The following is a 19,486-nucleotide window of genomic DNA, read 5'->3' on the forward strand; positions in this document are numbered from 1 at the left end:
TTCACCCTGAAGGTGCTCCTTCGACCTTGGAGAATTGGACCCTAAGTAAGCCCTATTCTTCCAGGTCAGGAGCACCTTTCCGCGTCTACGACCACCCCTCGGACACCTCAACGATGAAAGCCCGAGGGTAGTGCGAAGAACGATTCCATTGCCGCGTTGTCACCGGCGGCACCGACCTGGCCCATGGAGCCGATGAGGTGGTGCTGGTCCAGGGCGTGGGTGAATGACCGGGCTCGGAACTGGGATCCGCGGTCGGAGTGGACGATGCACCCGGCCACGTCCTCGCGTCGGGCAGCGGCGCTGTTCAGGGCGTTTACGGCCAGGCGGGCTTTCATCCGTGAGTCGATCGAGTAGCCCACGATCCGTCCGGAGAACGCGTCCTTGACCGCGCACAGGTAGAGCTTGCCTTCGTCAGCGGGATGCTCAGTAATCTCGGTGAGCCACAGTTCGTTGACATCATCGGCGGTGAAGTCCCGCTCGACGAGGTCGTCGTGGACCGCAGGGCCGGGGCGTTTGCCGTTCTTCCCGCGTTTGATGCCGAACGTGGAGAACCACTGGTTGTCGTGGCAGATCTTCCACGCGGTGCGATCACACATCCTCTCGCCAGCAGCCGCGGCCTCATCGGCCAGGAGGCGGGAGCCGAACTCGGGGTCATCCAGGTGAGCGTCATGCAGGGCGTTGGCGCGGTAGGCCTCGCGCAGCTCCGTGGGCGTCACGGGCTGGCGGAGCCACCGGTAGTACGGGGCTGTGGAGAGCTTCAGGACCCGCAAGGACACCGTGACGGGAATCCCGTCAGCGGCGAGCTCTTTCACGAGCGGGTAGTACCTTTTCCCGGCAGGTTCGCCTGGGACAGATACGCGGCAGCAGAACGCAGGACCTCGTTCTCCTGTTCAAGCAGGCGGATCCGCTTGCGGGTCTCGCGCAGCTCGTCAGCCTCTTGCCGGCTTCTACCGGGGCGGTTGCCGTCGTCGATGTCGGCTTGGCGCATCCACTTATGCAACGTCATCTCGTGGACGCCGAAGTCCTTCGCGATCTGCGCGATCGTGACACCGTCCTCACGGGCGCGGGCCACGGCCACCACATCGTCACGGAACTCCTGGGGGTAGGGAGCGGGCATGGTGCACATCCTTCCAGGCCGCCCTGCGGGCAAGCCAGATCAGATGTCACCTGACCATGCAGCAGTCCCAGTTGTAGCGGTGGTTCCAGATCGCGAATGCTTCGCGGCGCTCGGCCTCGCTGGCGTAGGGGCGGGCGTAGAGACACTCATCAGCTAGCAGGGCCGGTGATCCTGACGGCAGGGATTGCGTTCTTCCACTTCATGTCCCGCTACTACTCGAGCCCCGGCCACTGATCGATCACGCCGTTGCGGAGTACGAGACTTTCCATGGGACCCGCACCGCACGGGTGTGGGCGGGGAGGAGCGACGTCGCTTCCCGGCCGTTCCGCTCCTCCAACAGCGTGTCAGACGCCGGTAGCGCGTTACACCCCGAGCAGCGCGGACACCGCCAGCAGCACGAGCACCGTGCCGATCGTCGTCACCAGCACAGTGTCCCGCGCCAGGTTCTCGGCGGCTCGGTAGCGCGCGGCGGCCACATAGACGTTCTGCGCGGTGGGGAGCGCCGCCATGACGACCACCTCGTACAGCCCTGTGCCGCGCAGTCCGAGCAGCAGTCCGATCCCGAGCGCCACGAGCGGCATGATCAGCAGTTTGGTCGCGGACGCCACGGCGATCAGCCCGCGGTAGCCGTCATCGCGGGCCAGGGGCCGTGAGCCGTGCAGCGACAGGCCATATGCCAGCAGCATCGCCGGGATCGCCATATCGGCGAGCGAGCGCACCGGCTCGAGTGCTACCTCCGGCAGGCTCACCCCGCCCGCGGCCAGGGCGAGCCCCACGGCGGAGGCGATGATCGTGGGGTTCGCGAAGATCGAGCGCAGCACTCCGTGAAGGCCCTGCGGCCCCTCGGCGCCCTCGGTCACGCGATGCAGGATGAGCAGATACAGCGGCGTGTACACCGCCTGCTGGAAGAGGATCACCGGGATCGCATGGGAGATGTCCCCCAGCACATACAGCGCGATCGGGAAGCCCATGTTCGCGCCGTTCACGACCGAGCCGGAGATTGCGGTGACCACGAGGTCCGCGCCGCGCCGCCGGGTGAGCAGCCGCACCGCACCGGCCAGCAGCGCTCCGGTCAGCAGCCCCGCGATACCCGCGACCGCCATCGGCCGGGAGAGCACCTCCGCCGGGTCTGAGGCGAGCAGCCCCACGAGCACCAGGGCAGGGGAGGCGACGAAGAAGGTGGTGCGGTTCAGCACGAACCGCCCGTGCGGCCCCAGCACCCCGGCGCGGCCGACGACCCAGCCCACGCCGATGAGGGCCCAGACGATGAAAAAGCCCGTCAGGACCCCGCTCATCAGCGCATGCCGCGGGAGGTGCGTCCGTCGATCTGATCCGGCATGCCGGGCACCGGCTGCGCGCCGTCAGCACCGAGCTCGACGATGCGGTTCTTCTCATCGACATGCACCACGCGGGGGCGGTGAGCGGCGGCCTCGGCCTCATCGAGCTGCCCGTAGGCCATGATGATCACGAGGTCACCGGGCTCGACGAGATGCGCGGCAGCACCGTTGATGCCGATCACGCCGCTGTCGCGCTCGCCCTCGATGACGTAGGTGACCAGGCGGTTGCCGTTCGTGATATCGACGATGTGGACCTGCTCGTTCTCCAGCAGACCGGCCGCCTCGGTGAGCGCGGGGTCGATGGTCACCGAGCCCACGTAGTGCAGGTCTGCCTGCGTCACCGTGGCCCGGTGAATCTTCGAGGTCATGAAAGTGCGCAACATCGCCTGCATTCTCCCATCGATCCCGCATGCTGGATGATGGGGGAGCCCGATTCGTCAGGAGGATCACGATGCCCAAGGCCCGCCGCCGCTCGGCCCGCCGCGCCCAGCCCTTCGAGGACATGCCGCTGCCGCAGGAGCTGCTGGATGTGCTGCAGGACCAGGGGCTCAGCCGCGCCTTCCCGATCCAGACCGCGATCCTCCCCGACGCACTCGCCGGCCGGGACGTGCTGGCCCGCGCAGAGACCGGCTCCGGCAAGACCCTCGCCTTCACCCTGGCGATGACCGCGCGGTTCCGCGGCCGACGGGTCCACCGTCGGCGCCCCCTGGGCGTGGTCCTCGTGCCCACGCGCGAGCTCGCCGTGCAGGTCGTGGACACCATCCACCCCTTCGCCCGCGCCGTCGGGATCACCGCGCAGCTCGTCGCCGGCGGCATGAACATCGACAAGCAGGCGCAGGCCCTGGCCCGCGGCGTGCACATCATCGTGGCCACCCCGGGGCGGCTGATCGACCTGGCCGAACGCGGGCAGCTGGGCCTGGACTCAGTGGAGACCACCGTCGTGGACGAGGCGGACCACATGGCGGATCTGGGGTTTTTGCCGCAGGTGCGGGACATCCTCGCCGCGATCGAGATGGGCACCCAGAAGATGCTGTTCTCCGCCACTCTCGATGGGCAGGTCCAGCAGATCATCGACGCGTTTCTCGTCGATCCCGTGAGCCACGAGACCACCCCCGTCAGCGCCGCCGTGACCACGATGGATCACCACGTGCTGGAGATCGCCCCGGCCGCCAAACGCGAGGTCACCGCGCAGCTTGCCGCCCGTGAGGGCCGGACCCTGCTGTTCACCCGTACCCAGCTGGGCGCCGAGCGGGTGGCGCAGGAGCTCATCGAGGTGGGTGTCGCCGCGGCGGCCCTGCACGGCAGCAAGCAGCAGGGCCTGCGCACCAATGTTCTGGCCGGATTCCGTGAAGGGGCCTTCGACGTGCTCGTCGCGACCGATGTGGCCGCCCGCGGCCTGCACATCGATGACGTCAGCATGGTGGTCCACGTCGATCCGGCCGACGGCGTCAAGGAGTACGTGCACCGCTCCGGTCGCACCGCCCGCGCCGGCGCCGCCGGCACAGTCGTCACCCTCGCCCTGCCGCACCAGACCGGACGCACCCGCAGCGTCCTGGAGGGCGCGAAGGTGGAGCCGACGTGGGTTAAGGATGTCTCCTCGGCCGAGCATCCGCATCTGGCCGAGATCGGGGGGCGCACCCCCTCCGGTGAGTCCGTCACCGACCCGGCGACGATCAAGCACAAGGGTGCCCCGCGCCGGCTGGATCTCAGCGGCCGCCGGGGGGCCGATGAGCGCCGTGCCGCTGAGCGCCGCGCCAATGAGGAGCGCCGCGCCGTCTGGCAGGATGACGATGCCGCCCCGCGGGGCGGCCGTGGGGGCGTCCGGGGCGCGCAGGGCAGCGGTTCGGGTGGACGCGGCTCCGGCGCGGGACGGAGCGCCGGCACCACCCGCAGCGCGCGCTCCGGCCGCAGCGGCGGAGACGGCCAGCGCCCCTCCGGCACCCCTCGCCGCGGCGTGAGCAGCACCGGCCGTAGCGGACGCCCGCCCCGTCGGCGCGGCCGCTGACACCTAACCCGTCCACTCCCCGTTCTCTCCCCGCCACCCCAGGAGGTCCGCACGATGAGCGTCAGCACGTTCGACATGTTCAAGATCGGCATCGGCCCCTCGAGCTCCCACACCGTGGGCCCGATGCGCGCTGCCGCACAGTTCGCCCGCGAGATCCTCGCGGACCCTGAGCTGGGGCCGCGCGTCGCCGATGTGGCTGTGCACCTGTACGGCTCGCTCGCCGCCACCGGCGCCGGCCACGGCACTATGAGCGCCGTCGTGATGGGCCTGGAGGGCAACGACCCCGAGACCGTGGATCCCGTGGCGGGGCTGCAGCGCGTGGACCAGATCGAGGCCGAGGGCGGCCTGCTTCTGGACGGGCGGCTGCCCGTGAGCCTTCGAGCCTCCACCATCGTGCTGCACCCTCTGACGGTTCTGCCGCAGCACCCCAATGGCATGGCTTTTGTGGCCCTGGACTCCGAGGGCGAGGAGCTGCGCCGCGAGGAGGTGTTCTCCGTGGGCGGCGGTTTCGTGGTGAGCGCCGAGGATATGGACCGGCCGATCGCGGACGTCGCCTCCGAGGATGAGGGTCGCGCCGTGTTCACCACCGGCAAGGAGCTGCTGGCCGTGTGCGAGGACCGCGGCATCTCCATCTGGCAGGCGATGCTGATGCGTGAGCGGCAGTGGCGCAGCGAGGAGGAGATCCGCACCGGGCTGCTGCGGATCTGGCGCACCATGGAGGACTGCATCGAGCGCGGCATGCGCACCCCCGGCACCCTGCCCGGGGGCCTGGATGTGCAGCGCCGCGCCGCCTCCTGGTGCGAGTCCCTCGCCGCTGAGGATCCCTCCCGCCTGCCCGTGTACGCCTTCGAATGGGTGTCCCTCGCGGCGCTCGCGGTCAATGAGGAGAACGCCGCCGGTGGCCGCGTGGTCACCGCCCCCACCAACGGGGCCTCCGGCATCATCCCTGCGGTCCTGCACTACGCCACCACCTACATCGAGGGCGCTGCCCCCGAGGAGATTGCGGTGCGGTTCCTGCTGACCGCCGGGGCGATCGGGTCGCTGTACAAGGAGCACGCCTCGATCTCCGGGGCCGAGGTGGGCTGCCAGGGCGAGGTCGGCTCGGCCTGCTCGATGGCCGCCGCCGCCCTGTGCGAGGCGATGGGCGGCAAGCCCACCCAGGTGGAGAACGCCGCGGAGATCGCCATGGAACACAACCTGGGGCTGACCTGCGATCCGGTGGGCGGGCTGGTGCAGGTGCCGTGCATCGAGCGCAATGCCATGGCGGCGGTCAAGGCGATCACCGCCGCCCGCTTCGCCCTGCGCGGCACCGGGGAGCACTTCGTGTCCCTGGACACCGTGATCGAGACGATGCGGCAGACCGGCAAGGACATGTCCGACCGCTACAAGGAGACCGCGATGGGCGGGCTCGCCGTCACGGCGGTGCCGGTCAGTCTTCCCGAGTGCTGAGGAGGATCTGCCGCGGCACCGCCGCGGGGCCCAGCCGGTCATGGATCAGCGCCCTCAGCTCCTCAGCGGTGGGCGGGTCCACGCCGGCCGGCAGCTCGCCGAGCTCCACCTCCGCGATGGTGCGCAGCCCGAACCGCGCATCGGGCACCGCGCGCAGCTGTGCCGCGCGCACCCCGGGGCGTTCATGCAGCAGCCAGGCCACCTCATGCGGATGGTGCAGCATGCCGCCGGAGGAGATCTGCCCATCGGCCCGTCCCTGCACCACGACCCGGCACCGGGCAGTGACCTCCCCGCGGTCGGTGACGATCTCGCGGCCCGCGGTGAAGGGGGAGCGCACGTGCAGCAGCCCGTCGCTCTCGCGGATCCGCACTCCGCGCAGAGGCTTGCCGTCGACGGTGAGGCTGCCGGTCTCCGAAGTGCCGTAGACGTCATGGACCCGGGCGCGGAAGCGCCGGGTCAGATCGGCGCGCAGCTCATCATCCAGGCGATCGGAGCCGGAGATCACGCGGGGGATGCGCAGGGAACGCTTCGCGGCGTGCTCGAGGTCCGCTGTGAGCACGTCGGACAGATGCACCGGCACGCCGGTCAGCAGATCCGGGCTGGTGCGGTGCAGCAGCTCGATGCGTGGGCGGGACGGCAGGTGGCTGAGGTCCACGAGCACCGCGCCGAGACCGAGCGCGCCGAGCGCCACCTGCAGGCCGTGCCCGTGCACGCCCGGGGCGGCGCTCGCGACGGTGCGGCCCGGCCGCAGTCCCACGCGGCGCGCCAGATCCAGCAGCATCACCAGCTGCTTGGCGCTCAGCGGGCCGCGGCGCTGCAGGCGCGGCTGCCCCAGCGTGGTGCCGCTCGAGCGCAGCAGCAGCTCCCCATCGGCCGCGAGCGCCGTGACGAGCACCTGGCGCAGGGGAGCGGTGGCCGGCAGATCCGCCAAACCGAGCGGAACCGAGTGCGGGCTCGAGCCGGGGGTGGCGCGTCGCAGCCGCACCAGGTCCAGCAGGTCTCCGGCCCGCAGCGTGCCCTCACGATCCACGAGCACGACGCGCCCGGGCCGCAACGCGAGGCGCCGCCGAACCACGGTGCCGATGCCCCGCCTTCTCATCGGCGCACCTCCCGGCGGCTAAGGCGCGTCACCCAGGCCCCGGCGATCCCGGTGGTGTGTGCCGCGAGGGCGGGAGCCGCCTGAGAGAGCACCGCCCCGGTGCGCGCCCAGGCGGGGGAGACGAGCGTGAGCGGACGATCCAGGGCTCGCAGCACCCGCGCCGCGGCCTGCTCGGGGGAGAGGGCACCGCGCGGTGCACTGCCGTAGGTCGGAGCTGCCATCGCGGTCGCCACGAGCGGCAGCTCAATGATCGCAATGCGCACCCCGCCGCGGGCGGCCTCTGGGCGGATCGCTCGCAGCCAGGCGTCCAGGCCCGCTTTGCTCGCCCCGTAGGCGGCCCAGCCGGGGGCGGGGATGCGCGCGGTGGCGCTCGTGACCGCGATGACCGTTCCGCTGCCGCGCTCGCCCATCGGTCCGAGCAGCCCCAGGATCAACCGGGCGGGGCCCAGCAGGTTCGTGCCCGTGAGGCGTTCGAGGTCATGGGGGCGATCCAGGGAGGCGACCAGGGGCCGATGGATGGAATGCCCGGCCAGGGAGATGACCGCGGCGGGGACCCCATCCGCAGCGAGCACCTGCTCCACCAGCTGCTGGACCTGTGTGGCATCGCGCAGATCCGCCGGGCGCACCACAGCGCTGCCGCCGCGCTCACGCACCTGCTCGGAGAGTTGGTCGAGCCGGGCGCGGTCGCGGCCGCTCAGCACGAGGTGATGGCCGCGCTTCGCCAGCTGCAGCACCAGCGGCACCCCCACGCCGCCGGTGGCTCCCGTGACCAGCACCGGGCCGGGCGGCAGGGCGGCCCGGCGCGCGGGACTCACCACATCCCCCGGTGGTACGGCCCGGGATAGAAGGACGCATCGCGCACCCCGAGCTCGTGGGCGGCGCGCTGGGGCCAGGACGGCTCGCGCAGCGCCACGCGGCCCACGGCGATGAAGTCCGCATCCCCGCGGTCGAGGATCGCCTGGGCCGCGGTGGGTTCGGTGATGATCCCGACGGCCGCGACGGGCACGTCGACCGCATCGCGCAGGGCGCGGGCGAAGCCCACCTGATACTCGGGGACCGCGGTGATATCGGCGCTGACCGCCCCACCGGTGGAGATATGCAGCGCATCCACCCCCAGCTGCTCGAGCTCCCGGGCCAGGGCGATCGACTGCTGCACATCCCAGCCGCCGTCGATCCAGTCCGTCGCGGACAGTCGCACGATCAGCGGACGATCCCCCGGCCAGCGCTCGCGCACCGCGGTGGTGATCTCGAGGGCCAGGCGGTGCCGTCCCGCGGCATCGCCGCCGTAGGCATCGGTGCGGGTGTTCACCAGTGGCGAGAGGAATTCGTGGACCAGGTAGCCGTGGGCGAAGTGCAGCTCGATGGCATCGAATCCGGCGGCCAGGGCCCGGTCGGTCGCCGCGGCGAAGTCTTCCACCAGCTCGCCGATCTGGGCGACGGTGAGGGCATCGGGCACTTCCAGGCCGGGGAACGGCTCACCCGTCGGCCCCACCGGATGCCAGCCGCCGGCGAACTCGGGGATCGAGCCGCGGCGGGATGCGAACTGCGGCAGTGCGGGCCAGGTGGAGGCTTTGCGGCCAGCATGCGCCAGCTGCACCGCCATCGCCGCCCCCTGGGCGTGGCAGAAGTCCGTGATCCGGCGCCACGCGGTGACCTGCTCGTCGTTCCAGATGCCGACGTCCTGCGGGCTGATCCGTCCGCTGGGGGTCACGGCCGTCGCCTCGGTGATGAGCAGTCCAAAGCCCCCGGCGGCCCGAGCTCCGAGGTGCATGAGGTGCCAGTCGGTGGGAACACCGTCGCGGGTCTCGACCATGTACTGGCACATGGGGGCCAGCCAGATGCGGTTGCGCATCTCGAGCGTGCGCAGGCGGGCAGGGGCCACGAGGGCGGGAGGAGGAGCAGCCGGGGTGGGGCGTGCGGCGCGGACCGGGGAGATCATGGTGGCTCTACGGTAACGCCCGTACCAGGTGGGAGGGGCATTGGCAGGGGGCGGGACCGCGTCGTGACGAGACTGTTGACCGCGCCGAAAATAGATTGCTAGCATGCTCGCATGGCAGATTCATCGAGCACTGCCGCTCAGACCCCTAAAGCCCAGTTCAACGTCTACCTCCCCAGGGACCTCATCACCGCGGTCAAGCACCGCGCGATCGACGAGAGCACCTCACTCAGCGCCCTGGTCGAACAGGCGCTGCGCCACCACCTCACCACCCCGCTGTTTCATGCCACCCGGAAGGGGAACCACTGATGAATACGACCCCCGCCAGCACCGCCCCGCAGTTCGCCATCATGCCGCTGCGCTTCAGCGATCAGCCCGCGCAGATGATCGCCTTCCTGCGCACCCTCGGTCTCGCCGACGTGGTGACCACGCAGGGGGATAACTTCGCCGAGCTCGTCGCGGGCGGAGGAGGGCGTGTCCTGGTGCACGCCGCCGCCGGCAGCGAGACCCGTGCCCACAGCGGCACCACCGATCTGTGCCTCATGGTGGACTCGGCCGATGAAGCCGCCCGCGTGCTCGTCGAACGCGGTCTCGACGCGGAGGTCTGGGACGAGAGCTACGGCAGGCAGGGAGCGCTGCGGCTGCCCGGCGGGGAGGTCGTGGCCCTCAATGAAAAGCAGCAGGATCTCTACGGCTACCAGGGGCATCCGGGCACCGGAGCCGATGAGCGCCTGCGGGTGGTCGGCGTGCTGGACAGTCCGGACATGGACGCCGACCAGGCCTGGGCACAGCAGATCGGCCTGCGAGCGGAGGGGGAGGGCGATGAGTGGTACCGCTCCCTCGGCGCCCCCGGGGCCGGTGCCCTCGGTCTGCACGGCCCCGGCGCCGAGGTCGAGCGCACCCGGGACGTCGGCTCCGAGCTCGGCCCCTCGCTCCTGGTCCGTCTGGGCCTGGAGACCTCCGAGGATCTCGCATCCCTCGCGGAGCGCCTCACAGCCTCCGGATATCCGGCCCGGGTGGTCGACGAGCACGGCCTGCGCGCCGTCCACCTCACCGACCCCGACGGCGAGCACCTGGAGATCCACCCCCGTTCGGATGTCTGAGTGCCCCGGCGGCGCCGATCCACCCGGGCGGCGCCGTCGGCGCTCTGTCGCACCGTCGGCCTGTCGCACCGGCGGCCTCCTGGCACGGTGCCCGGCAGCCATCCGAGGAGTGTCCAGAATGCGCGTGACGTGGGTCTCCTGCGATACGGTGAGCTCGACCGACCTGTCCCGTGCCACGGGACCGACGATGCAGGAGCGCAGATGTCCGACGACGCCGTCACCGGGATCGAGAACCTCTCCCAGGAGACCCGCACCTTCTCCCCACCCAGCTCCTTCGTGCAGGACGCGGTGGCCCGCCCCCGCCTGTACGAAGAGGCGCAGCGCGACCGTGAGGCCTTCTGGGCCTCCCGCGCCCACCTGCTGAGCTGGAAGAAGAAGTTCACCGAAGTCCTGGACTGGTCCAACCCGCCGTTCGCCCGCTGGTTCGCCGACGGCACGCTGAACGCCGCGTACAACTGCGTGGACCGCCACGTCGAGGCTGGGCATGGCAAGCAGGTGGCCCTGCTGGCCGAGTATGAGGACGGCTCCGATGCGTCCTTCACCTACGCGGAGGTCAAGGACGAGATCTCCCGCATGGCGAATGTTCTGCAGGACCTCGGCGTGACCACCGGAGACCGCGTCGCGATCTATCTGCCGATGGTCCCCGAGGCCGTCTTCGCGATGCTCGCCTGCGCCCGCATCGGCGCCCCCCACTCGGTGGTCTTCGGTGGCTTCAGCGCTGAAGCGCTGCGCAGCCGTATCGAGGACGCCGAGGCGAAGGTCGTCATCACCGCCGATGGGCAGAACCGCCGCGGCAAGCAGCTGCCGCTCAAGCCCGCCGTGGATGCCGCGCTCGCCGGTGGCGGCGAGAGCGTGAAGCACGTGCTGGTGGTGCGCCGCACCGGCGGCGGCGTGGAGTGGACTGAGGGCCGTGACGTGTGGTGGCACGAGGCGCGCGAGAACGCCTCGACCGAGCATGAGCCGGTGTTCGTCGAGGCCGAGCATCCGCTGTTCATCCTCTACACCTCCGGCACCACCGGAAAGCCCAAGGGCATTGTGCACACCACCGGCGGGTACCTCACCCAGGCCGCCTACACCCACCGCAATGTCTTCGACCTCAAGCCCAAGACCGACGTGTACTGGTGCACCGCGGACGTCGGCTGGATCACCGGGCACACGTATGTGGTGTACGGGCCGATGGCCAACCGCTCCACCCAGGTGATCTACGAGGGCACCCCGGACACCCCGCACCAGGGCCGCTGGTGGGAGATCGTCGAGAAGTACGGCGTGACCCAGTTCTACTCCTCGCCCACCGCGATCCGCACCGCCATGAAGTGGGGCGAGGACATCCCGGCGAAGTTCGACCTCAGCTCCCTGCGCCTGCTCGGCACCGTCGGGGAGGCCATCAACCCTGAGGCCTGGATGTGGTACCGCCGCGTCATCGGCGCCGACCGCTGCCCCATCGTGGACACCTGGTGGCAGACCGAGACCGGCGGCATCATGATCTCGCCGCTGCCGGGCATCACCGACACCAAGCCCGGCTCCGCCCAGGTGCCGCTGCCCGGCATCAGCGTCGACGTCATCAACGACGCCGGGGAGTCTGTGAACAACGGCGAGGGCGGCTACCTCGTGATCACTGAGCCGTGGCCCGCCATGCTGCGGGGTATCTGGGGTGATCCGGAGCGGTTCCAGGACACCTACTGGTCGCGCTTCCCCGGCGCCTACTTCGCGGGCGACGGCGCGAAGAAGGACGAGGACGGGGACATCTGGCTGCTCGGCCGGGTGGATGACGTCATGAACGTCTCCGGGCATCGCCTGTCCACCATGGAGATCGAATCCGCGCTGGTCAGCCACGAGTGGGTGGCGGAGGCCGCGGTGGTGGGCGCAAGCGACGACACCACCGGCCAGGCCCCGGTCGCCTTCGTGATCCTGCGCTCCGGCTCCGAGGAGGCGATCGCCGAGGCGGGAGGCGAGCAGAAGGTGCCCGAGCTGCTGCGCGCCCATGTGGGGGCCGAGATCGGCCCGATCGCCAAGCCCAAGAAGGTGCTGCTGGTCAGCGAGCTGCCCAAGACCCGCTCCGGTAAGATCATGCGCCGTCTGCTGCGCGATGTGGCCGAAAATCGTGAGGTCGGGGACACTCAGACTCTCGCCGATGCGTCCGTGATGGACCTGATCCAGCAGGGGCTCAGCGGGAAACGGTGACGTCCCCCAGATCCGAGCGTGCGCGGAGGGTGCCCACCGGGGTGCCCTCCGCACTGCGTATCGCGGGGTCCACGCGCACATCGCCGAGGTCGGTCGTGGCCTCCACCTCCCAGGTGGCATCACCGGCGATCCGTACGGTCACATTGCCCAGGTCCGCGGTGACGTCCGCGGTGCCCTGCGCCCCACTCGGCAGCTGCACCGCGACATCTCCCGTATCGGTGCGCGCCTCCAGATGCTCGGTGGGAACACCGCTGATCTCCACATCGCCGAGGTCGGCGAGGACCGTCAGGTCCGGTGCCTGCCCGGCGGGGATCAGCAGCAGCACATCCCGCGGCCCGGCGTGGCCGGGCAGGGTGCTGATGCGCCCCGGCTGAGCGATCTCGAGGGCGGGATGCGCTGCATCGCCGGTGACGCTGATCGAGGCACGGACCAGCTCGTCCGCAGCGGGCGGCTGCGTCTGCCCGGGCTCGACCAGTGCCGCCGTCACCTCCGTGACCGCGGGGCTCGCGAGCACGCGCACCGTCCCGAGATCCGAGCGCAGCGTGAGGCTCTCCGGTGCCCCGAGCATGACCACGGCCGGCACATCGGTGAAGCGCGCTCCCTCCTGGCGGGCGATCAGGCTCGCCGCCAGCAGCCCGACCACCAGCAGCCCGACCAGGGCGAGTGCCGTCGCGATGGTCGCTGTGCGCACGGCCCGGTCGGTCGTCGGGCGGGGGCCGAGGCGCCGGGCAGGCTCGAGGCGGGCCGGTGGCGCGCCCGGAGTGGCCGACGGGGCAGCGGGTGCGGGCGATCGGGCATCGGTCCCGGAGGGATCAGCGGGTGCGGTTGCTGCCGGGCCGAGTGGTTCCCGGGGCGGGGTACTCATGACCGGTCCTCGGACTCCAGGTAGCGCAGCACCGCCATCACCCGACGGTTCTCGCCCTCAACCGGGGGCAGATCGAGCTTCAGCAGCAGGGAGGAGATGTGCTTCTCCACACTGCCGGCAGAGACGAATAGTGTCTCGGCGATCGCCTGATTGGAGCGGCCCTGCGCCATGAGGGTGAGGACCTCCCGCTCCCGCGGGGTGAGGGACTCCAGGGTGCGGCGCTGCCGGGACCGCACGAAGATCTGCTGGACCACCTCCGGGTCGAGCCACGTGCCGCCCGCGCCGACGTCCTGCACCACGCCCAGGAAATCATCGACATCGGCCACCCGGTCCTTGAGCACATAGCCCAGCCCGACGGGGGAGTCGGCGATCAGCTCGGAGGCGTAGCGCTCCTCGACGTACTGGGACAGCACCAGCAGACGCACCCGCGGGTTTTGGGCGCGGATCAGGGTGGCGGCCTTGACGCCCTCATCGGTGAACGTGGGCGGCATGCGCACATCGATCACGGCCAGATCCGGCTGATGATCAGACACCGCAGCGAGCAGCGCCGTCGCATCGCCGACCGCCGCGACCACCTCGTGGCCGGCCTCGGTCAGAAGCCGTTCTAGACCCGCGCGCAGCAGCACGGCATCGTCGGCGATCACGATCCTCATCGGGGCATCTCCTCAGCGGTGGGGCGGGCGGCCGGCGGCGCAGCGACGGCCGCGGGAGGGGCAGGGCGGCGCGGGGCGGAGGGCTCCACATCGCCGGTGGGAAGGGTGGCCTGCAGAACGGTGCCGCCGCCCGGCGGGGAGGTGACCTCCAGATAGCCGCCGGTGGCGCGCACCCGGTCGGTCAGGCCCGCGAGGCCGGTGGACTGTCCGTCACGGTGCACCCGCGCCCCGCCGCGGCCGTCATCGCGGATCCGCACGTGCAGCGTCGAGTCATCCTCGCGCACCGTGACCTGCACCGCGTTGGCCCCGGCGTGCTTGGCGACATTGGTGAGCGCCTCAGCAACCAGGAAATAGGCGACCGCCTCACGTTCTCGATCCAGACCCGTGCGGTCGGGCGGCAGCAGGGAGACCTCCAGCTGGACCGGCACCCGGGAGCGGGCCGCCAGGGCCGACAGCGCCGCATCGAGCCCGCGGTCGGTGAGGACCGCGGGGTGGATGCCGCGGGCCAGCTGGCGCAGATCTGTCATCACTGACTTGGCCTCCGCATGCGCCTCACCGATCAGGGTCTCGGCCCGCGCGGGGTCGCTGCGGATCGCCGAGCGGGCCAGCCCCAGCGTCATCGCGAGATTCACCAGGCGCGGCTGCACCCCGTCATGCAGATCCCGCTCGATGCGCAGCCGCTCCTGGGCGGCGGCATCCACCGCGCCGCGGCGCCGCGCGGACATCTCCGCCACCTGCTCACGCAGATCCTCCTCGGAACCGGAGATCAGCCCCCGCGCCAGCCCCCGGTCGGCCAGGGCTCCCAGCACGAGCGTCCCCGCGGCGAGCAGCACCGCGCTGAAGCCGATCAGCCCCAGCCCGGGCCGACCCACCTCGCGGCCCAGCAGCGTCACACTCTCGTACAGCAGGGCGAGATCCACCGCGCTCCACCCGATCCACAGCAGCCCTGCAGCGCTCACCGCGAAGGCACCGCTGATGAGCAGGCTCAGATGGTGATGCAGCACCCCGCGCCAGAACGCTCCGCTGCCCAACTCGAACCAGACATCCTGCAGCACCCGCCCCATCCCGTGCCGCGTCGAGCGGAGACGGGGCGGCAGGATGACGGTGATGCCGTGGATCGCGACCGCACGGCGCCGCTCCACGCGAACCACCGGAATCATCACGGCGAGCCAGGGCGCGAGCAGCAGCACGCCCGCACCCAGCGCCGGCAGCGAGCTGAGACCGCCGAGCAGCAGCACCAGGCTCAGCGGCAGCCACGTGATCGCGAGCGCTCCGCCGACTACCACCGCGGCGAGGGCGGCGGCATTCACGCGCGGCCGACGGGGAACCGGCGCCTGGGCGGTGACGGACTGCATGAGATGACCCTAGGCCCTCGCGTCGGGGGCACAGCACGGTGTAGGCCCCGCGGCGAAGGCGGGGGGAAACCCCCATAACGTGATCTCGTCGAGGTGAGCCGCGCCGCGGCGGCGGATGCGGTTCAATGGGTCCCATGAGCAGTGACGCCCACGCATCCGACGACCACGTCGACCCCGTCTCCGATACCTCTCGCGCCGCCACCGAGGACGGCAGCAGCGGCCAGATGATCGACAACCTGCGCCGCACCCAGGAGCAGATGATCTCCGACGGCCAGGAGCGCGGAACCCTCCGCGATGTGGCCGACTCCCTGGGCATCTCCAGCGCCGTCGCGCTGCGCGCCCTGCGCGGCGCAGCGGAGATCAAACCGCAGATGGCCACCCGGGTGCGGGAAGCGGCAGAGCGCCTGCACTTCCCCCTCGACGAGCTCAGCGAGGAGACCGAGCACCGTGGCGTCGTCGCCGTGCTGGTCAACACCATGCGCAACACGTGGATCTCCGATCTCGTGCGCTCCATCCGCATCGAGCTGACCGCCACCGGCCGCACCGTCGTCGTGGTCCCCACCCGCCGCCGCGTCCCTGAGTACCCGGTGGCTGCGGACACTGACGCCATCGAGAACCTCGTGCACCTGGGGGTGGACGGCTTCCTCATGATCTCCGACCTCGCGGACATGGATCATGTCCTGGAGGCCACCGGCAGCCGGCCGCTCGTGGGCATCGGCTGCTCCCGCTCCCTGGCGGGCCGCTTCGACACCGTCCGGATCGACGACGAAGTGGGCCAGGGGCTGCTGGTCGACCACCTGGTGGGCCTCGGCCACCGCGAGATCGCCCACGTCGGCGGTGTCGGCGCGGAAGTGGCGCGCGAACGCGCCGAAGCGTTCCGCAAGGCCATGGAGCGTCATGGCCTGGGAGATATCGCCCGCGTCGAGCCCGGTGACTTCACCGAGCAGGTGGGGCAGACCGCCGGGTCGATGCTGCTGCGCGGCTCCAAGGTCCCCACCGCCGTGACCTGCTCCAACGACGTCAGCGCGATCGGTGTGCTGGCTGCCGCTGCGGAGGCGGGCTACGCGGTTCCGGAATCCCTCGCCGTGGCCGGCTACGGCAACACGTCCCTTGCCTCCTCCGGCATTGCAGAGCTGACCAGTGTGGATCCGAACTCCAGCCGACTGGGGGCGCTCGCCGCCCAGCATCTGGTGGAGCGGATCTCCGGGCATGATGGTCCTGCCCGTGACGTGGCCGTGGCTCCGTCCCTGGTGGCGCGTCGCACCACTTCCGCCGGCCCCCGCCCCGAGACGGTGCGCCGCAAGCGCATCAGCGTGGACTGAGCACCGCCGACCTCGTGGACGGCACGATCACCGACCCCGACACCCTGAGATAGGCTTCCCGGCATGATCAACACCACGAACGACCCGAGCACGCCGCCCACCCAGCGGTCCATCGGCGAGCTCGTCCAGTCCATCCGCGACGAGCTCCTCGGCGTCGTCCATCACGAGATCGACATCGCCAAGAAGGAGTTCACCGCCCTCGGCATCAAGATCGGCATCATCGCTGGCTGCGCCGCGGTGCTGCTGTTCCTGCTGCTGTCGGCCTGGGTGATGCTGCTGTTCGCTGCCGCCACCGGCCTGCAGGCGCTGGGCCTGCCGTCCTGGGGCGCTTTCCTCATCGTCGCGGGCGTGTTCATTCTCCTGAGTGCGATCGCCGGCCTCGTCGCCTTCCTGGCGTTCAAGAAGCTGCAGGCCCCGCAGACCACGATCGACACCTCCAAGAACATCGTCGATGCCGTCCAGGGCAAGCGGCGCCGCAACGCCGTGACCTACGACGACACCTTCGAGGAGCTGTACGGCAAGCAGGTCTCCGCCCGCGCCGAGTGAGGGCGGCCAGCCGCAGCGCCCGCGCCGGGCGCAGCGTCCCATCGGCCGCCTGACCTGTTCGGGCCTGACCGGCAAGGCAGTACCCTGGAGCCTGTGAGCCTCCACCTGCACGACACCGCCACCCGCACCACCGCACCGCTGAACCCGGTGCACCCGGGGGCGGTGTCGCTGTATGTCTGCGGCCCCACCACCCAGGGCGCCCCGCATCTGGGGCACCTGCGCACCTTCCTGGCCTTCGATGTCCTGGTGCGCTGGCTCGAGCGCAGCGGATACGCCGTCACCCACGTGCGGAACGTCACCGACATCGACGACAAGATCCTGGCGAAGTCCGCCGAGGCGGGCGCCGAGTGGTGGGCATGGTCGCTGCGGTTCGAGCGGGAGTTCGGGGACGTGCTGGATCGGCTGGGGAACCGTCGGCCCACCTATGAGCCCCGCGCCACCGGGCACGTCCCGGAGATGATCGCGTTCATGCAGCGGCTGATCGAGCGCGGACACGCGTACGCCGACGGCGCTGGATCGGTGTACTTCGACGTCGGCTCCTTCCCCGAGTACGGGGCGCTGACCCGCCAGTCGCTCGAGGACATGCAGGATGCGGGCGAACAGATGGAGCCCGGCAAGCGGGACCGGCGCGACTTCGCGCTGTGGAAGGCGGCCAAGCCCGAGGAGCCCGCCACCGCTGCCTGGGACACCCCCTTCGGGCGCGGCCGGCCGGGCTGGCACCTCGAATGCTCTGCCATGAGCCGCAAGTACCTGGGGGAGACCTTCGACATCCACGCCGGGGGCCTGGATCTGCGCTTCCCGCATCATGAGAACGAGCAGGCGCAGTCCCGCGCCGCCGGCTTCGGCTTCGCCCAGCGCTGGATGCACTCCGGTGTGCTGACCGTCGACGGGCTGAAGATGGGCAAGAGCCTGGATAACTTCGTCACCGCCGCCCGCGCGCTCGCCGAGCATCCTGCTCCCGCGGTGCGCCTGGCCCTCGTGGGAAGCCATTACCGCGCCACCGTCGAATACAACGCCCGTGCCGTGGGCGAGGCCGAGGTGGTGTGGGAGCGCTTCACCCAGACCGCCCGACGGGCCGCCGGACTGCTGGGGGAGCATCCCCTTGCCGCTGCTGATGCGGATCTCAGCGCCGTGGAGCTGCCGGCGGAGTTCACCGCCGCGATGGATGATGACCTCTCCGTGCCTGAGGCCCTGGCTGTGGTCCACCGCACCCAGGCGAGCCTGAACACCCTGCTGTCCACCGGCAGCGCAGCGGACCGCGGGCAGCTCGCGGCGACGCTCGGCGCCCTGCGCGGCATGCTCGATGTGCTGGGCCTGGACCCGCTGGCGGCGCAATGGGCCGACGCGACCGCAGGCGGCGCCGAGCATGCCGTGCTCGATGCGCTGATCCAGACCCAGCTCGCGGCCCGCGCCGCCGCCCGCGCCGAGAAGGACTGGGCGCGCGCCGATGCGCTGCGTGATCAGCTCACGGCCGCGGGCATCCGCATCGAGGACGGCCCGGATGGCGCGAGCTGGAGCCTCGCGTCCGAGCACTGAGCAGCGAGGAGACACCCCTATGGCAGGCAACAGCTCGCGCCGCGGCGCGGTGCGCAAGAGCAAGAAGGGCGTCACCGTCGGTTCTGGCGGCAAGCGTCGTCGCGCGCTTGAGGGCCGTGGCCCCACCCCCAAGGCGGAGGATCGCCCGGCCCACAAGGCCTACACAGGCGGGACCGGGAAGAGCCGCAGCACGCGCACCGAGCGCAAGGCCCCCGGCAGCGACCAGGTGGCCGGACGCAACGCTGTGCTCGAGGCGCTGCAGGAGGATGTGCCCGCCACCAAGCTGACCATCATGACGCGCCTGGACACCGATGAGCGGGTGCGGGAGATCCTGCGGCTGGCCGCTCAGCGAGCCCTCCCTATCGCCGAAGCCTCCCGCACGGACCTGGACCGCATGACCGACCATGCCGTGCACCAGGGGGTGGCGCTGACCATCCCGCCATACGAGTACGCGGACGTGCCCGAGCTGCTGCAGATCGCCGCCGACCGGTTCGAGACCCCGCTGCTGGTGGCCCTCGACGGGGTGACCGACCCGCGCAACCTCGGGGCGATCCTGCGCAGCGCCGACGCCTTCGGCGCCCACGGCGTGATCCTGCCCGAGCGGCGCAGCGTCTCGATGACCGCGAGCGTGTGGAAGGTCGCCGCCGGGGCGGCCGGTCGCGTGCGCGTCGCCCAGGTCACGAACCTCAACAGGGCCCTGACGTCCCTGAAGTCCCAGGGTGTGTTCGTTCTGGGACTGGACGCCGACGGGGATGTCAACACGCGGGATCTGGAGCTCGGCACCGAGCCGGTCACCCTCGTGGTCGGCGCGGAGGGCAAGGGGCTCAGCCGGCTTGCCCGCGAGATCAGCGACCAGGTGGTGTCCGTGCCGATGGCCGGACGCGCCGAGTCGCTGAACGCCTCCGTCGCTGCGGCGATCGCCCTGTATGAGGTCTCCGGGGTGCGGGAGCGTCGCGGCCTGCGCTGAGCCGCACCCAGGAGG

Annotated in this window: 19 protein-coding genes; 9 read left to right on the forward strand and 10 right to left on the reverse strand. The window is 70.9% G+C overall.

Translation table 11 applies throughout. The annotated features are described in order from the left end of the window. Positions 1 to 107: 107 nt before the first annotated feature. The 4 genes from MU407_RS08385 to panD form a co-directional block, all read right to left on the reverse strand. Positions 108 to 812 (reverse strand): IS3 family transposase, encoded by a 705-nt coding sequence (locus MU407_RS08385; RefSeq protein ID WP_246956670.1) that lies wholly within the window; start codon positions 810 to 812, stop codon positions 108 to 110. Beyond that, complete coding sequence (locus tag MU407_RS08390; RefSeq protein ID WP_246956671.1) at positions 809 to 1,117, reverse strand: transposase; 309 nt, start codon at positions 1,115 to 1,117, stop codon at positions 809 to 811. The genes MU407_RS08385 and MU407_RS08390 overlap by 4 nt, the downstream gene beginning before the upstream one ends. A gap of 362 nt (positions 1,118 to 1,479) precedes the next feature. Further along, positions 1,480 to 2,412: an AEC family transporter gene (locus MU407_RS08395; RefSeq protein WP_246956672.1), complete on the reverse strand. Its 933-nt coding sequence runs from the start codon at positions 2,410 to 2,412 to the stop codon at positions 1,480 to 1,482. Further along, positions 2,412 to 2,837: an aspartate 1-decarboxylase gene (gene panD / locus MU407_RS08400; RefSeq protein WP_246956673.1), complete on the reverse strand. Its 426-nt coding sequence runs from the start codon at positions 2,835 to 2,837 to the stop codon at positions 2,412 to 2,414. Before panD ends, MU407_RS08395 begins: the two co-directional genes overlap by 1 nt. A gap of 68 nt (positions 2,838 to 2,905) precedes the next feature. Between panD and MU407_RS08405 the strand changes: the two genes are divergently transcribed. Both MU407_RS08405 and MU407_RS08410 read left to right on the forward strand, forming a co-directional pair. Continuing rightward, positions 2,906 to 4,459 (forward strand): DEAD/DEAH box helicase, encoded by a 1,554-nt coding sequence (locus MU407_RS08405; protein WP_246956674.1) that lies wholly within the window; start codon positions 2,906 to 2,908, stop codon positions 4,457 to 4,459. A gap of 54 nt (positions 4,460 to 4,513) precedes the next feature. Further along, entirely contained in the window at positions 4,514 to 5,908 is a 1,395-nt protein-coding gene (locus MU407_RS08410) for an L-serine ammonia-lyase (protein ID WP_246956675.1), read from the forward strand. Here MU407_RS08410 and MU407_RS08415 read toward each other — a convergent pair. Genes MU407_RS08415 through MU407_RS08425 form a run of 3 tightly spaced genes read right to left on the reverse strand, consistent with a single transcriptional unit; the run spans position 5,889 to position 8,946 of the window. Beyond that, positions 5,889 to 7,007: an AMP-binding protein gene (locus MU407_RS08415; protein ID WP_246956677.1), complete on the reverse strand. Its 1,119-nt coding sequence runs from the start codon at positions 7,005 to 7,007 to the stop codon at positions 5,889 to 5,891. The two genes, MU407_RS08410 and MU407_RS08415, sit on opposite strands and share 20 nt — an antisense overlap. Continuing rightward, positions 7,004 to 7,822, reverse strand: coding sequence for an SDR family NAD(P)-dependent oxidoreductase (locus MU407_RS08420; RefSeq protein ID WP_246956678.1), 819 nt, complete (start codon positions 7,820 to 7,822; stop codon positions 7,004 to 7,006). Before MU407_RS08420 ends, MU407_RS08415 begins: the two co-directional genes overlap by 4 nt. Then, positions 7,819 to 8,946 carry an NADH:flavin oxidoreductase/NADH oxidase gene (locus MU407_RS08425; protein WP_246956679.1) on the reverse strand — a complete coding sequence of 376 codons (1,128 nt, stop codon included), beginning with the start codon at positions 8,944 to 8,946 and terminating at the stop codon, positions 7,819 to 7,821. The genes MU407_RS08420 and MU407_RS08425 overlap by 4 nt, the downstream gene beginning before the upstream one ends. A 111-nt stretch (positions 8,947 to 9,057) precedes the next feature. Here MU407_RS08425 and MU407_RS08430 point away from each other — a divergent pair, with 111 nt between their 5' ends. The 3 genes from MU407_RS08430 to acs all read left to right on the forward strand — a co-directional run bounded on the left by MU407_RS08430 (position 9,058) and on the right by acs (position 12,227). Continuing rightward, entirely contained in the window at positions 9,058 to 9,252 is a 195-nt protein-coding gene (locus tag MU407_RS08430) for a ribbon-helix-helix domain-containing protein (RefSeq protein ID WP_246956680.1), read from the forward strand. Next, on the forward strand, positions 9,252 to 10,046 hold the full coding sequence (locus tag MU407_RS08435; protein ID WP_158239499.1) for a hypothetical protein: 795 nt from the start codon (positions 9,252 to 9,254) through the stop codon (positions 10,044 to 10,046). Before MU407_RS08430 ends, MU407_RS08435 begins: the two co-directional genes overlap by 1 nt. A gap of 201 nt (positions 10,047 to 10,247) precedes the next feature. Beyond that, positions 10,248 to 12,227 (forward strand): acetate--CoA ligase, encoded by a 1,980-nt coding sequence (gene acs, locus MU407_RS08440; protein ID WP_246956681.1) that lies wholly within the window; start codon positions 10,248 to 10,250, stop codon positions 12,225 to 12,227. Here acs and MU407_RS08445 read toward each other — a convergent pair. From MU407_RS08445 to MU407_RS08455, 3 genes are all read right to left on the reverse strand, one after another. Then, a complete protein-coding gene (locus MU407_RS08445; protein ID WP_246956682.1) occupies positions 12,211 to 12,918 on the reverse strand; it encodes a DUF4097 family beta strand repeat-containing protein in 708 nt (235 codons plus the stop codon). The genes acs and MU407_RS08445 overlap by 17 nt on opposite strands. 170 nt (positions 12,919 to 13,088) lie before the next feature. After that, a complete protein-coding gene (locus MU407_RS08450) occupies positions 13,089 to 13,745 on the reverse strand; it encodes a response regulator transcription factor (RefSeq protein WP_102237090.1) in 657 nt (218 codons plus the stop codon). Next, on the reverse strand, positions 13,742 to 15,100 hold the full coding sequence (locus tag MU407_RS08455; protein WP_246956683.1) for a sensor histidine kinase: 1,359 nt from the start codon (positions 15,098 to 15,100) through the stop codon (positions 13,742 to 13,744). Before MU407_RS08455 ends, MU407_RS08450 begins: the two co-directional genes overlap by 4 nt. A gap of 134 nt (positions 15,101 to 15,234) precedes the next feature. Here MU407_RS08455 and MU407_RS08460 point away from each other — a divergent pair, with 134 nt between their 5' ends. The 4 genes from MU407_RS08460 (at position 15,235) to rlmB (ending at position 19,471) form a co-directional block, all read left to right on the forward strand. Further along, positions 15,235 to 16,422 carry a LacI family DNA-binding transcriptional regulator gene (locus MU407_RS08460; RefSeq protein ID WP_246956685.1) on the forward strand — a complete coding sequence of 396 codons (1,188 nt, stop codon included), beginning with the start codon at positions 15,235 to 15,237 and terminating at the stop codon, positions 16,420 to 16,422. 63 nt (positions 16,423 to 16,485) lie between these two features. Then, positions 16,486 to 16,968, forward strand: a complete 483-nt coding sequence (locus MU407_RS08465) for a phage holin family protein (RefSeq protein ID WP_246956687.1) — start codon at positions 16,486 to 16,488, stop codon at positions 16,966 to 16,968. 93 nt (positions 16,969 to 17,061) lie between these two features. Further along, positions 17,062 to 18,504, forward strand: coding sequence for a cysteine--tRNA ligase (cysS, locus tag MU407_RS08470; protein ID WP_102237086.1), 1,443 nt, complete (start codon positions 17,062 to 17,064; stop codon positions 18,502 to 18,504). A gap of 19 nt (positions 18,505 to 18,523) precedes the next feature. Further along, positions 18,524 to 19,471: a 23S rRNA (guanosine(2251)-2'-O)-methyltransferase RlmB gene (gene rlmB / locus MU407_RS08475; RefSeq protein WP_246956689.1), complete on the forward strand. Its 948-nt coding sequence runs from the start codon at positions 18,524 to 18,526 to the stop codon at positions 19,469 to 19,471. Positions 19,472 to 19,486: the final 15 nt, after the last annotated feature.

The organism is Brachybacterium sp. Marseille-Q7125, from assembly GCF_023062615.1.
Lineage (GTDB): Bacteria > Actinomycetota > Actinomycetes > Actinomycetales > Dermabacteraceae > Brachybacterium.